This is a genomic window from Arthrobacter sp. EpRS71 (genome assembly GCF_001512285.1).
Lineage (GTDB): Bacteria > Actinomycetota > Actinomycetes > Actinomycetales > Micrococcaceae > Arthrobacter.
In genome coordinates this window covers 1,968,809-1,982,573 of record NZ_LNUV01000006.1, presented here as the reverse complement: position 1 = coordinate 1,982,573, position 13,765 = coordinate 1,968,809, and the positions used below count along the sequence as shown (strand labels likewise).

The 13,765-nt window shown below is 61.4% G+C and carries 9 protein-coding genes and 2 tRNA genes; 8 read left to right on the top strand and 3 right to left on the bottom strand.

From position 1 onward, the window contains the following. Window positions 1-5 precede the first annotated feature (5 nt). Window positions 6-1,133 (bottom strand): macrolide 2'-phosphotransferase, encoded by a 1,128-nt coding sequence (locus tag AR689_RS19550; protein WP_231745603.1) that lies wholly within the window; start codon window positions 1,131-1,133, stop codon window positions 6-8. 183 nt (window positions 1,134-1,316) lie between these two features. Here AR689_RS19550 and nudC point away from each other — a divergent pair, with 183 nt between their 5' ends. Genes nudC through AR689_RS19535 form a run of 3 tightly spaced genes read left to right on the top strand, consistent with a single transcriptional unit; the run spans window position 1,317 to window position 5,061 of the window. Beyond that, a complete protein-coding gene (nudC, locus tag AR689_RS19545) occupies window positions 1,317-2,306 on the top strand; it encodes an NAD(+) diphosphatase (protein WP_062072837.1) in 990 nt (329 codons plus the stop codon). Beyond that, window positions 2,303-4,435 (top strand): ATP-dependent DNA helicase UvrD2, encoded by a 2,133-nt coding sequence (locus AR689_RS19540; RefSeq protein ID WP_062072835.1) that lies wholly within the window; start codon window positions 2,303-2,305, stop codon window positions 4,433-4,435. The genes nudC and AR689_RS19540 overlap by 4 nt, the downstream gene beginning before the upstream one ends. After that, window positions 4,435-5,061 (top strand): M48 metallopeptidase family protein, encoded by a 627-nt coding sequence (locus AR689_RS19535; RefSeq protein ID WP_062072833.1) that lies wholly within the window; start codon window positions 4,435-4,437, stop codon window positions 5,059-5,061. The genes AR689_RS19540 and AR689_RS19535 overlap by 1 nt, the downstream gene beginning before the upstream one ends. A 191-nt stretch (window positions 5,062-5,252) precedes the next feature. Here AR689_RS19535 and AR689_RS19530 read toward each other — a convergent pair whose 3' ends face one another. Then, window positions 5,253-6,710: a zinc-dependent metalloprotease gene (locus tag AR689_RS19530; protein WP_062072831.1), complete on the bottom strand. Its 1,458-nt coding sequence runs from the start codon at window positions 6,708-6,710 to the stop codon at window positions 5,253-5,255. Window positions 6,711-6,920: 210 nt separating this feature from the next. Here AR689_RS19530 and AR689_RS19525 point away from each other — a divergent pair, with 210 nt between their 5' ends. The 5 genes from AR689_RS19525 to AR689_RS19505 all read left to right on the top strand — a co-directional run bounded on the left by AR689_RS19525 (window position 6,921) and on the right by AR689_RS19505 (window position 12,622). Further along, a complete protein-coding gene (locus AR689_RS19525; RefSeq protein WP_062072829.1) occupies window positions 6,921-8,054 on the top strand; it encodes a YlbL family protein in 1,134 nt (377 codons plus the stop codon). Window positions 8,055-8,179: 125 nt separating this feature from the next. Beyond that, window positions 8,180-11,176: a UPF0182 family membrane protein gene (locus AR689_RS19520; RefSeq protein ID WP_062072827.1), complete on the top strand. Its 2,997-nt coding sequence runs from the start codon at window positions 8,180-8,182 to the stop codon at window positions 11,174-11,176. 136 nt (window positions 11,177-11,312) lie between these two features. Beyond that, window positions 11,313-11,386 (top strand) — tRNA-Met (locus AR689_RS19515). 246 nt (window positions 11,387-11,632) lie between these two features. Further along, a tRNA-Met gene (locus AR689_RS19510) sits at window positions 11,633-11,706 on the top strand. Window positions 11,707-11,824: 118 nt separating this feature from the next. Beyond that, window positions 11,825-12,622, top strand: a complete 798-nt coding sequence (locus AR689_RS19505; protein ID WP_062072825.1) for a GntR family transcriptional regulator — start codon at window positions 11,825-11,827, stop codon at window positions 12,620-12,622. Between the two features lie 110 nt (window positions 12,623-12,732). On the opposite strand, the gene AR689_RS19500 is transcribed toward AR689_RS19505, so the two are convergent. Further along, a complete protein-coding gene (locus AR689_RS19500; protein WP_062072823.1) occupies window positions 12,733-13,521 on the bottom strand; it encodes a PspA/IM30 family protein in 789 nt (262 codons plus the stop codon). Window positions 13,522-13,765 lie beyond the last annotated feature (244 nt).

Sequence of the window (13,765 nt, the reverse complement as noted above, 5' to 3'; positions counted from 1 at the left end):
TAAACTCAGGAACGCTCGGCCGGGCGAAGCGGGGTCACACTGACTACACTTATTGCGGCCGTGGAGGTGTCGTCGGCGTCAGCTTCCTCGGATTTCTCCGACTCATCCTCAGTGGGAATCGCAGCTACACTGACGGCGGGAATGCCGGCCGGTGAAGCGGAAACCGTCAGCAAGGCGGCCTCTTGCTCAGCCGTTCTCGTAGCTTCTTCATCGCGGCGTACCTGCTCGTCGATGTCGTCGGCGAGTGTCTGGAGCATGGCTTCCGCTTCTGCGGTCATGCTCTGGTGCCCTGCCGCCATGGCCTTAACGAGATATTGCGCGAGGGCAAACTCAGCAAGCAGCGCCGCCCGGCGGAGAAGGTGGGCGTCGGGGACATCGCGGCGCGTGTGGGTGTAGTGGCTTAACACGCTCTCAACGAATGATGCTTCGTTGGACGCCACCAGCCAGGCGAAGTCGTCTGCAGGATCGCCGATCCGCAGATCCGTCCAGCCCGTCAGGGCCGTCACAGTGTCGTCCTGCACCATGAGGTTGTCTTCATGAAGGTCCCCGTGGACCACTGAGGGGTTGAAGCGCCACAGAGCGACGTCTTCCAGGGCGTGCTCCCAGCGACGTAGCAGGGTGGCCGGAATCTTGCCGGTGGTTGCTGCTTGGTCCAGCTCGTTGAGTTTGCGTTGCCGGAACTCATTGGCCGAGTAGCTGGGAAGATCCGCATTAATGACCAAAGGCAGCGGCAAGTCATGAATGGCCGCCAAAGCTGTGCCCACTTCCCGCGCGAGAGCGGAACTTCCGGCGGACAGTTCTTCGATGGAGAGCGTGGAGCCCTGCAGGTGCGCGTAGACGAACGTCGTCAGGGAACCTTGCCGTACTGTGCCGGCGATGGTGGGCACATGGAAAGGCAGCTCGGCACGGATGGCCGGCGCAAAGGCCCGCAACACCATGAACTCGGTTTCCAGGCGGGTGCTGGCTTCCGGATGGCGCGGTGAACGTACCCGCCAGCGTTTGCCCTCCGCATCAAGCAGCAACGCTGAGTCGAAGTCGGCGTCGTCGTCGGGGGAATAGGCTGCGGCCGTCGGCGCCAGGCCGGGCACCGCCGCGGTTGCTATGGCGGCCAGTTCGAGCGGTGTTCTTCTCACCCTCTCCACGGTAGATTGAGTGCGGCCTGTGGCCATGATGCAGTGCGGCGAGTCTTCAGATCCGCAGGAAATATGGGGCAAAACCCTGCAATGATGCCCAAACTGGGAACACCCCAGGAAGGTGTCCACAGCAGGGGACCTTTCCAAATGTTTTTTGTCGGTACGAGTCAGTACGGTAGATACATGAGTTATACGGAGTCGCCGGCGCTTGCCAACCACCTGATGGAGACCGTTCTTCCCGTTCGCCCTGCCATGGTGGACCGCGGCTCGGGCATTCGCATGAAGCCCGGAATGGTTGAGGAGCTTGTGGCCTCCGGCTCGGCCAAGGCCATCGTCATCTCGCAGCGCAAAGCATTGGTGACCGCTGACGGTCTGTGGTTCGGAGACGCCGCTCCGTTGTGGAACGCTCTTGAAGGGTCCGGTGCCGGCGCTGTTGCCGCCATCTACCTGGGCACCACCTTGACATCGTCTTCGTTGCCGGAGGGCACTCCCATCGTGTTGTTCACGGTTCCGGAGCAGCCGGCTCCCGGCACCGCCACGGTGCCCATGAACGCTGAATGGGCAGGCTTTCGCGACGTCGCGGCGCGTCTTGATGCCAAGGACACCGCTTTGTTTATCGAGGCCAGTGCAATCTCCAACTGGCACGCCACCCACACGCATTGCCCGCAATGCGGCACGCCCACGGATATCGAGGCTGGGGGCTGGGTTCGTCGTTGTCCAAAGGACAACTCAGAACATTATCCGCGGACGGATCCGGCCATCATTGTCACGGTAGTGGGCCCCGATGGCCGGCTCTTGCTCGGCGGCGGCGGGCCTGTCGACGCCAAAAATTACTCTACGCTCGCAGGATTCGTTGAGCCCGGTGAGTCTCTGGAGCAGGCCGTGGTGAGGGAAATTGGGGAGGAAGTAGGCGTTCGTGTCACTGCCTGCCAGTACCTCGGTTCACAGTCCTGGCCCTTCCCCGCTTCCCTCATGTTGGGATTCACTGCTAAGACGGACGACGCCGTGGCGCGGCCCGACGGCGTAGAGGTCACCCGCGCACGGTGGTTCAGCCGCGAGGAGTTACAGGATGCCGTATTGAGCGGTGAGATCACCATTTCAACGCGCTTGTCCATTGCGCGTTCACTGATTGAGCATTGGTACGGCGGCGTCATCGAAGACCTCCAGCCGTGACCGAAGAGATTTTCGACGCCGGCACCTCACTTGAGGAGCGCATCCTCGGCGGCCTGGACGAAGAACAGCGCGAAGTAGCCAGTACGTTGACGGGACCCCTGTGTGTCCTGGCAGGGGCAGGCACGGGAAAGACCCGTGCCATTACCCACCGCATCGCCTACGGAGTTCATTCCGGCGTATACAGTCCCCAGAGGCTATTGGCCGTGACATTTACGTCCCGGGCCGCCGCCGAGATGCGAAGCCGGCTCCGCGATCTTGGCGTTGCCAATGTTCAAGCCCGCACCTTCCACGCCGCGGCCTTGAGGCAGTTGCAGTTCTTTTGGCCGCAGGCAATCGGGGGAACTTTGCCCAGCCTGCTGGATCACAAAGCCAATATGATCGCCGAAGCTTCCCGCAGGCTCCGCCTCAGTACTGATCGTGCGTCCATCAGGGACCTGGCAGCGGAGATCGAGTGGGCCAAGGTGTCCATGCTGACCCCGGCGAATTACCTGGAAAATGCCCAAGGCCGTGGAACTCCCGGAGGGTTCGATCTCACCGCGGTTTCCAGGGTGTTCCAGGCCTACGAAGACATCAAAACGGACCGCAACGTCATTGATTTTGAAGACGTCCTTCTCATCACCGTGGGGATACTGCAAGAGGATCCTAAGGTTGCGGCAACCGTCAGGGAACAATACCGGCACTTCGTGGTGGACGAGTACCAGGACGTTTCGCCGCTGCAACAACGGCTGTTGGATTTGTGGCTTGGGGGCCGGAACGAGTTATGCGTGGTGGGCGATGCCAGCCAGACCATCTACTCCTTTACTGGAGCTTCACCCAAGCATCTTCTGGGGTTCAAAGCGCAGTTCCCCGAGGCGACAGTCGTTAAGCTCATTCGCGATTACCGGTCTACCCCGCAAGTGGTGAAGTTGGCCAACGACCTCCTTGGCTCCCGCCGAAGCGGCGGGCCGGTCGCGGATGCAGCGTGGGCATCACCGCTCAAGCTCGTGGCCCAACGGCCTTCGGGTCCGGAGCCACGCTTCATGGAGTGCCCGGATGACGAGGCGGAAGCCGCCGTCGTGGCCGGCAGAATTCAGGAACTGCTCAACGCCGGCGTCAAGGCCAGCGAGATCGCCATCCTGTTCAGAACCAACGGCCAATCTGAAGCGTACGAGCAATCACTGGCGTCGGCCGGCATTGGCTACCAGCTCCGGGGAGGCGAGAGGTTCTTTGCGCGCAAGGAAGTCCGCGATGCCATCCTCCAATTGCGGGCGGCAACCCGCGCAGTGGCTGAGGGACCCCAGGAATCTTTAGGGCAGATCGTCCGGGACATCGTTGCCTCACTCGGTTATACGGATGCCGCCCCGCACAATGGGGGAGCACTGCGTGAACGGTGGGAATCCTTGGCAGCTTTGGTTGCCTTGGCTGATGAGCTTGCAGTCAGCCGTGGGGAGTCGTTCACTTTGGCTGAGTTCGTCAACGAACTTCAGGAGCGCTCAGTCGCGCAACACGCCCCCACCGTTCAAGGTGTCACTCTTGCCTCATTCCACGCAGCGAAGGGCCTGGAATGGGATGCAGTGTTCCTGGTGGGCCTCAGCGAAGGCCTCATGCCCATTTCCTTTGCCGACACCCCCGAGGACGTGGACGAAGAACGCAGGCTGCTGTACGTCGGCATCACCCGTGCTCGCGAGCACCTGAATCTGTCATGGTCCACGGCCCGGACACCGGGCGGCCGGGCCAACCGGAAGCCTTCACGTTTCCTGGACGGCCTTCGCCCGAATTCCGTGGCATCGGCCAATGCGCGCAGCAAGACAGGTCCCGCGCGACGGAAAGCCGCGGCGCCGGCGTCGTGCAAGGTCTGCGGAAGCATGCTTGCCAGTGGAGCCGAACGCAAGGTGGGTCGCTGCAACCAGTGCCCGCCCACGTATGAGGAGCAAACGTTCGATGCCCTGAGGCAGTGGAGACTGGACCAGGCCCAGTCTGCCGACGTGCCAGCCTACGTTGTGTTCACAGACGCTACACTGACGGCCATTGCCGAGGCCAAGCCGTCATCGCTGGAGGAACTGGCTGGTTTGGCCGGGATCGGCCCATCCAAGCTCGAACGCTACGGCGAAGCCGTCCTGGCTGTACTCGCTGAAAGCAGCGAACTCTGATGACCCGCCCATCCGCCTCCACTGCGGACGTTCCGCACATCACGGACGACGGCGCACCCGTCGTCGTGCGCCGGTCAGCGAGGCGGCGCCGAACCGTTGCCGCTTTCTGGGAAGACGGCAATGCCGTGATCGCCATCCCTGCCAGCTTCAGCAAGTCTCAGGAACGTGAATGGGTGCGGCGGATGCTGGCGAAGCTGCATAAGCAGGGGGAGCGGCAGGCAGGTTCCGGCAGGCGCCGTCCGGCCACGGACCAAGCACTCGCCAAGCATGCCGAGCATCTCTCGCAAACGTATCTTGGTGGGCGGGCAGTCCCCACATCTGTTCGCTGGGTGTCCAACCAGAATTCCCGGTGGGGCTCGGCGACTCCTGCGGACGGCACCATCCGATTGTCGAACAAGCTACAGCACATGCCGCAATGGGTTATTGACTACGTCCTGGTGCACGAGCTGACCCACTTGCTCGTGGCGGGGCACAATGCCGAATTCTGGACGTTGGTTGAGGCCTACCCCGAGACTCAGCGGGCAAAAGCCTTCCTTGAAGGCGTTGCCTTCGCTACCTCCCGGGGCCTACCTGCGGTACCCGATGCGGAGGATCACGCTGAACCCGCTTGGAACGCGGCTGACTGATCGCCGAAGCTTGTGGCGAGCCAGAGCGTTGTGAGTGACGGCCCTCTTTACATCGCCCCTGTCTTTAACGGCTCTTAAACGGACAACGGCCGCCATGGAGATGGCGGCCGTTGCTGATGCAGCACAGCATTTCATCCGAGGGCGTCACACCCGAGGGCTCTGCTGACGTGGTGGTGCCTCGTTATTTTGCGTTACTTTGTCGGCGTCCCGGGGTCGCTGTCATCTGCTTCCCCTTCTTTGCCGGATTCGTTCTCCGCGGAATCTTTGTGGGGAGTCGAATCTTCGCTCGCGGTGGCGTCGGGGGTTTCGTAACCGCCACTCAGAAGCTTCTGCAGGGCGTCATCAACTTCGCTGTCGCTTGCCTCGGCAAGGCGCCGTCGTTCGGAGAAGCCCTTGGGGTCGTCCAGGTCCTCACCTGTGGGCAGGAGGTCCGGGTGGTGCCAGATCGCGTCACGTCCGGCGATGCCCCGTTCTTCTTTGAGCGTGGCCCACAGCGTTGCCGCTTCCCGGAGCCTGCGGGGGCGTAGTTCCAGGCCCACCAAGGACGAGAACGCGTGCTCGGCGGGTCCGCCCGTGGCGCGGCGACGCCGTACGGTTTCGCGCAGTGCAGTCGCGGACGGCAGCACCTTGTCGGTGGCTTCGGCTGTGAGTTCGTCCACCCAGCCTTCCACCAGGGCAAGCGCTGTTTCGAGCTTCTCCAGCGCGGCCGTCTGGACCGGCGTGCGTTCGGGTGTGAAGACGCCTTGGGACAGTGCTTCCTGGATTCCTTCGGGGTTGCTCGGGTCGAGGTCCCGGGCGAGGTCTTCAATGCGGGACATGTCGATGTGAATCCCGCGGGCGTAGGCCTCAATGGCTCCAAGCAGGTGACCACGCAACCAAGGAACCTGGACGAACAAGCGCGCGTGGGCGGCTTCACGGACGGCCAGGAAGAGTCGAACATCGTTCTCGGGGAGGCTGAGGCCTTCCCCGAATTTGGCGACGTTGGCCGGCAGCAGCGCCATCTCCAGGTCCGCCAGGGGGACACCGATGTCAGTGGAGCTGACCACCTCGGCGGAGAGCGCGCCGATGGCCTGTCCCAGTTGCATGCCGAAAATTGCCCCGCCCATGTTTTGAAGCATTGACGAGGCGCCGCCCATCATGGACTTCATTTCTTCAGGCATTTGCTGGGTGAGAGCGTTGGACAGGGCATTGGCGATGCTGTTGGCCACCGGTTCGGTCAGGCGCTTCCAGGTGCCCAGTGTGGCTTCAACCCATTCGGCCCGCGACCACGCCCGGCCGATCAGGCCGGTTGCCGAGAGATCGGTCACCGGGTCCAACCAAAGTTCTGCAAGCCTCAGCGCTTCGTCGATTTCCTTAGCCTGGTGGGCGTTGACCGAAGGGTCGCTGCCGGCGGCGGCCACGCGACGTGCGTTCTCATGGGCGAGCTGCCAGTTCACGGGGCCATCAGAGGTTGAACTCATCATTGCCTGCACTTGGGCGAACATCTGCTGAAGGAGCTGGGGATCGTTGGGCAGTCCCGCGGCCTTGGCCAGCTCGGCGGGATCGATGTTGCCCATGCCCTGGCCGCCCATCAGGTTCTGGAGCATTTCTGCCAGCGGATCCTTGGGGGTCTCGTCGTCGTTGGACGGATTGTTGGGGTTGGAAGTCATGGTGCCGCCGATCGTCGAACTGGCTGGTGATCTCTTTCACCGTACCGCGCGGCCGGAAGGCTGTCTGCCCGGAGGAGCTCCCGTTCGCTGTAGGCAAAGCAGTGCTGCATCGTCAGACCGCGTAGTGTTGATGTTTGGTATGTGCCGCCGCCGCTCTCGGCGGCAGGAGCCATGGATCCGGTCACGCAATGCCGGCATAGAGAGGCCTCAATGCTTACTTCGCCCAGCCCCGAGGGCTCATTGGACCCGCGTCAGACGCCCGACGCCGATTCCGCCTCAGTGCCCCCGCCGCCCCGTGACGCCCGGTACATGATCATGGTGATCTCCGGGCTCCTCGCACTGGGCCTGGGCATTGGGGCGGCAGCGTTGCCGGTTCCGTATGTCATTGAGTCGGCGGGCCCCACCTTCAATACTTTGGGCAAGGACGGCGATAAACCCGTCATCAGTATTACTGGTCGCGAGTCTTTTCCAGCGAACGGCAACCTTGACCTGACCACTGTGGTCATGACGGGAGGTCCTAAGACCCCGGCAACCATTTTTGACGTGTTCCGGGCGTGGCTGGATCCCTCCAAAGCCATTTATCCGGAGGAACTTATCTATCCCAAGGGCACCACGGCTGAGCAGACTGTGCAGCAAGGCGAAATCGCGATGGAAACATCGCAGGAGAACGCCGTGGCCGCAGCATTGCGTGAGCTTGAGATTCCGTTTGAGCAGCGGCTCAACGTCGCGGGTCTGTCGGACCCTTCGCCATCCGCCGGGAAGATCCAGGAAGGCGACCGTCTGATCTCGATCAATGGCAGGGCGATCACTTCCATGAGCGTGGTCCAGGCAGAACTGGCCGCGGGTGCCGGATCGCCGGTCGTCGTGGGGTTGGACAGGAAAGGCACGGCGGTGTCTGTGACCATAACCCCCACCAAGAACCAGGCTGACAGGTACGTTCTGGGGGTGTTGCTGGCCAGTGACTTTACGTTCCCGTTTGACGTCAGCATCTCTTTGAACAACGTTGGCGGGCCCAGCGCAGGCATGATGTTTGCCTTGGGGATCGTGGACAACCTCACTCCGGGGGATCTCACCGGCGGCAAACACGTCGCGGGCACGGGAACAATCACGGCCGACGGCGCCGTGGGACCTATCGGTGGTATCGCCCAAAAGATGATCGGCGCCCGCCAAAAGGGCGCCACCATGTTTCTCGCTCCGGCCTCCAATTGCGCCGATGTCGTAGGCCACGTACCGGACGGGCTTCAGGTCGTGAAAGTTGAAACCCTCGCAGACGCCACCTCCGCCGTGGAACGCCTCGGAGCCGGCCAGGACACGGGGAGCCTTCCCACCTGCACAAACAACTAGACTGACGGTGGAACTTAGATTCACTGCCACTCGTGGCATACATGACGGCCTCTGCCAGCTCCCAGCGGTAGAGATTGTCAACACGCGCACACCGACTGTTCACTGACACCAATGAGGTACAGAGTTTGTCCCGTCCCGCCAGCTCCAACCCGCCCGGAAGATCACCGCTGAGACGAGGTGCCCTGACGCCGACGCTCATTGTCGTGGCAGTGGCCGTCGTCGGGTTCATTTTCTTCGCCAATGTGTGGACTGACGTCCTGTGGTACCAGCAGCTTGGCTTCTTCGAAGTTTATATCCGCGAAAACCTCGCCAGGATCATCACGTTCCTCATCGGTTTCGCCATGATGTTTGCCGCTGTTTTCTTCGCCATCAGGATCGCCTACCGCTCCAGGCCCGTCTATGCTCCGGATGCTGAGGCCCGGGACAACCTCAACCGTTACCAAGCGCAGCTTGAACCTGTTCGCCGGGTGGTCATGATCGGTCTGCCTATCCTGTTCGGGCTTTTTGCCGGCAGTGCGGCTGCCAGCCAGTGGCAGAAGGCGCTGTTGTTCTTCAACCAGGAGCCCTTCGGTCAGACCGACCCGTTGTTCAACATGGACATCAGCTTCTACCTGATGACGCTGCCGTTCCTCGGTTTCGTCACGGGATTCCTGATCAGCATCGCGGTTGTCGCGGGTATTGCAGGCATCCTCACGCACTACCTCTACGGCAGCATCCGCCTCATGGAACGCGGCATCTTTACGAGCCGCGCAGCGCAGATCCATATCGCCGTCACCGGTGCCCTGTTCCTGGTACTCCTGGGCATCAATTTTTGGCTTGACAGGTATACGACGGTCCAGAACAACTCGGGCCGCTGGGCCGGTGCCCTCTACACGGATGTCAACGCGGTTGTCCCCACCAAGGCGATTCTTGCCGTCGCTGCGGGCCTCGTCGCCATCTTGTTCATCATTGCCGCGGTTATTGGTCGCTGGCGCCTTCCCGTCATCGGTACCGCGATGCTGGTTATCACCGCCATTCTGGCCGGTGGCGTTTATCCCTGGGTCATTCAGCAGTTCCAGGTACGCCCGTCGGAGAACACCTTGGAAAAGGAGTTCATTGATCGAAATATCAAGATGACGCGCGCTGCGTACGGTCTGGACAAGATCGACGTCTCGGCTTACAACGCCACTACCACCGCCACTACCGGGGCCTTGGCCGCGGACGCGCAGACCACGGCCAACATTCGTCTCCTTGACCCGAACCTTATTTCCTCCGCGTTCGCCCAGTTGGAGCAGTACCGTCCGTACTACCAGTTCCCGCAGACCTTGAACGTTGACCGTTACATGGTTGATGGCAAAGTCCAGGACACTGTTATTGCTGTTCGCGAATTGAACCCGGATGGCCTGAGCGCCAACCAGCAGACCTGGGTCAACAGGCACATCGTGTACACCCACGGTTACGGCGTTGTCGCAGCCAAGGGCAACAAGTTCACGGCCGACGGCAAACCCGAGTTCCTGCAGTCGGGCATCCCGTCCAACGGTGTCCTCGGTAACGACTCTTCCTATGAACCCCGCATCTACTTCGGCGAGAATTCGCCTGAATACTCCATCGTGGGTGCTCCGGACGGTGCCCCGAACCGCGAGCAGGACCGCCCTGCGGGCCGTGAAGGTGGGGGCGAAACGCAGTACACCTTCAGCGGCAATGGTGGACCAAACGTTGGCAACTGGCTCAACAGAATTCTCTACTCCATCAAGTTCCAGTCTTCTGATCTCTTGCTCTCAGACGGCGTCAACGCGGAATCCCAGATTCTTTACGAACGCAATCCGCGCGAACGCGTTGAGAAGCTCGCCCCGTACCTGACAGTCGACGGTAATGCGTATCCGGCAGTGGTGGACGGCCGCGTCAAGTGGATTGTTGACGGCTACACCACCAGCCAGTACTTCCCGTACTCCCAGCCGCAACAGCTGCAGAACGCCACTGTTGACTCGCAGACCAGTGCCGGACGCACCGTGGCCCTGCCGAACAGCTCGGTGAATTACATCCGCAACTCGGTCAAGGCCACAGTGGACGCCTATGACGGGTCCGTCAATCTTTACGCCTGGGATGACCAAGACCCCATTCTGAAGGCATGGCAGAAGGTCTTCCCCACCGTCATCAAGCCGTATTCGGAGATGTCCGGCGATCTCATGAGCCACGTTCGCTACCCCGAAGACCTGTTCAAGGTCCAGCGGGAACTGCTGGGCCGCTACCACGTGACGGATCCGGACAGCTTCTACCAGAACAACGATGCTTGGAGCGTTCCGAACGATCCCACGGTTTCGGAAGCCGTCAAGCAACCGCCGTTCTACATGTCCCTGCAGATGCCCGACCAGGAGAAGCCGGCCTTCCAGCTGACCTCATCCTTCATTCCGCAAACGGTCAATGGAAGTGCCAGGAACATCCTGTATGGGTTCCTCGCTGCTGACTCTGACGCCGGAAACGTCAAGGGCGTCAAGGGGGACAGCTATGGAAAGCTGCGGCTCCTGGAGCTCCCCACCGACACCCAAGTCCCCGGTCCCGGCCAGGCGCAAAACAAGTTCAACTCCGATCCCACCGTGTCCCAGGCCTTGAACCTCCTGCGGCAGGGAGCCTCGGACGTGCTGAACGGCAACCTGCTGACGCTGCCTGTGGGTGGCGGTCTGCTGTACGTACAGCCCGTCTACCTGAAGTCCACCGGTGAGACGTCCTACCCGACGTTGCAGCGCGTGCTGGTGGCCTTTGGTGACAAGATCGGCTTTGCACCCACGTTGGACGAGGCCCTCGACCAACTGTTCGGTGGCAACTCCGGTGCTACAGCCGGAGATGCCGACAACAACGGCCAAACGCCTACTGCGCCGCCGGGCACCACTACACCGCCCGCTGGCCCCACCGATGCCAAGGCCGACCTCAAGGCAGCGCTGGACGAGGCCAATAAGGCGATTCAGGATGGCCAGGCTGCGTTGGCCAAGGGCGACTTTGCCGCTTACGGTGCCCAGCAGACCAAGCTGTCCGAAGCCTTGAAGAAGGCTGTGGATGCGGAAACGCGTCTGGGCGCCACGGCGACGCCTTCGGCAACACCGGAGGCCACTCCCAGCGCGACACCCTCGCCTACGCCAAGCGGCTAGTTCCCTGGTTGTCTGAAAGGCCGGCACCTGCTTCCCTTCGGGGGCGGGCTGCCGGCCTTTCGCGTACGGGGGAGACGCACATCACGTCGCCAGGATTTGGTCTGCCATTCACCGGGCGGTAATGTTGTTCTTGCGACGCGGGGTGGAGCAGTTCGGTAGCTCGCTGGGCTCATAACCCAGAGGTCACAGGTTCAAATCCTGTCCCCGCAACTGGAAAAAAGGTCCGGATCAGTAATTACTGATCCGGACCTTTTGTTTTGCCCCAATAGCTAGGGAGCGGCATCCCGGGCTCCGCCCACGCAGGCGGCGGCCACATCGGGGTTTCGAATCGGAAGCACGTCCTGGGATAGTGAATCGGTTACCGCGAGGCGTGCGAATGAGGGAGAGTGATCTGCGGCACCTTAGCTGCCATATGGTCAGAAGCACCGGGCGGGTGCGGTAGAGTTGTTCTTGCGACGCGGGGTGGAGCAGTTCGGTAGCTCGCTGGGCTCATAACCCAGAGGTCACAGGTTCAAATCCTGTCCCCGCAACTGGAAAAAGATCCGGATCAGTTTTTACTGGTCCGGATCTTTTGTTTAAATCCTCACGGTCATCGCGGTGCTAGCATCAAACCCGGATTCGCTGAGGCAAGAATGGATGGGAAGCTCAATGGTCAACGAAGACTATGGATTTGGCCTCAAGCGTGAAGCCCTCCAGAGGGACGGTCCGGTAGCCGTATATCAACAAGTGGCCGACGTCCTGACGGATCACATCAGCCGGTTGGAGCCGGGGTCCCGGATACCCACAGAAGAGACCCTGATGGATGCTTACGGCATCAGCCGCACCACAGTCCGGAAGGCGATCGAAAGGCTCGTAGTTAAGGGCCTCTTGGTACGGCGACAGGGCAAGGGTACTTTCGTGATGGCACAGCGTCCGGTGAAGATGTTGAACCGCCTGGCGCCCTTCATGGAGACCTTCACCGCTGCAGGGATGAAGACCGTCAAGGGCCTCATTGAATACAAGTGGATGGAAAAGGATGACTCGGTGCCGGCAAAGCTGGTTTCCGACGACAACCTTGTTCTGGTGATACGCCGCTCGTATTCAAGCGCCGGCTGGCCCTATGCGATTGCGGAGATCTTCATTCCCTCCCACATTGGCCGCCACATCAGTTTGGCTGATGCGGAACGCAACTCCATTTACCAAGTCATCCAGGACCGTACGCTGAAGCCGCTGCAGAGGGCCGAAATTACGGTCACCATGCACTCCCCACCCGAACACCTGGCAGACGCCCTGAACGTCCGTGGGTTCGCCATGGTGCCGCGTTTGGAGCGCACCACGCTCGGTGACCATGGAGAGGTGCTGGAGTGCACCGTCACGTACTTCCATCCCAAGGGATTTGAGATTCGTGCCGAAGTGGCCACGGACGCCAGCCCAGGGCAGGAATCTGCAAGCCCTGCCGCGGTATAGCGGTACCGACGACTAATAGGCGATCAAAAAAGAAGAGGGCCGGATCCTTTTCAGGATCCGGCCCTTCTCGTGGTTCAGCAGTAGGTCAGGACAGTCTGTCCAAGCGACTCTTAGAGCTTGTCGAAGTCGGCTTCTTCGATGGTTGCGCCGGTCGAGGCAGGAGCGCCAGCGCCAATGGCAGGCTTGGAGCCACCTGACTTGAGGGCTGCAAGGCGAGCCTCGATCTCTGTCTGCTCTCCGAGGTCTTCAAGCTGGTTGAACTGGGCATCAAGGCTGGAGCTGGCGAGCTCCTGCTGGCCGAGGACCTTGGCCTCTTCCCGGCGGATCTTCTCTTCGAAGCGGCCAACCTCGCTGGTGGGATCCATAATGTCGATGCTCTTGAGGGCGTCGTGTACCTGGGACTGCGCCGCAGCGGTCTTGGAGCGAGCCACCAGTTCGTTGCGCTTTGCGGTGAGCTGATTGAGCTTGTTCTTCATCTGGTCAAGCCCGGTCTTGAGCTTGTCCACGACCTCGGTCTGTGAGGCGATGCTCGGTTCTGCGGCCTTCGCCTCGGACTCAGCGGTCATTTGACGCTGGATGGCTACCTTTGCAAGGTTGTCGAACTTCTGGGCATCAACAGAGTCGCCGGCATTGCGGTACTCATCGGCCTTGCGGGAAGCTGCCAGGGCCTTATTGCCCCAGTCCTGCGCGTTCTTGACGTCTTCGTTGTAGTCCGCCTGCAGCATCCGGAGATTACCGATGGTCTGAGCCACGGCAGATTCGGCCTCGGCAATGTTGTTCGTGTAGTCGCGGACCATCTGGTCCAGCATCTTCTGCGGATCCTCAGCCTGGTCCAGCAAGGCGTTAATGTTCGCCTTGGCGAGCTGCGAGATCCGACCGAAAATGGACTGCTTAACCATGGTGATGCCTTTCGTCCTGCTCAGTGGTGCCCACTGAAATCAGTGATCAGTTGTTGTACCGCTTCTATGCGGGGCATGGACCCCACTTAGTCTGTTTGGCTAGAAGTCGCCTCCGCCGCCACCGTCGCCGCCCCAGCCGCCGCCGTCGAAACCGCCACCGGAATCGCCGCCGCCGCCGAAGAAGCCACCGTCGCCTCCACCGTCATTACCCCCGCCGCCCCAGCCGCCTCCGCCGCCATTAAGG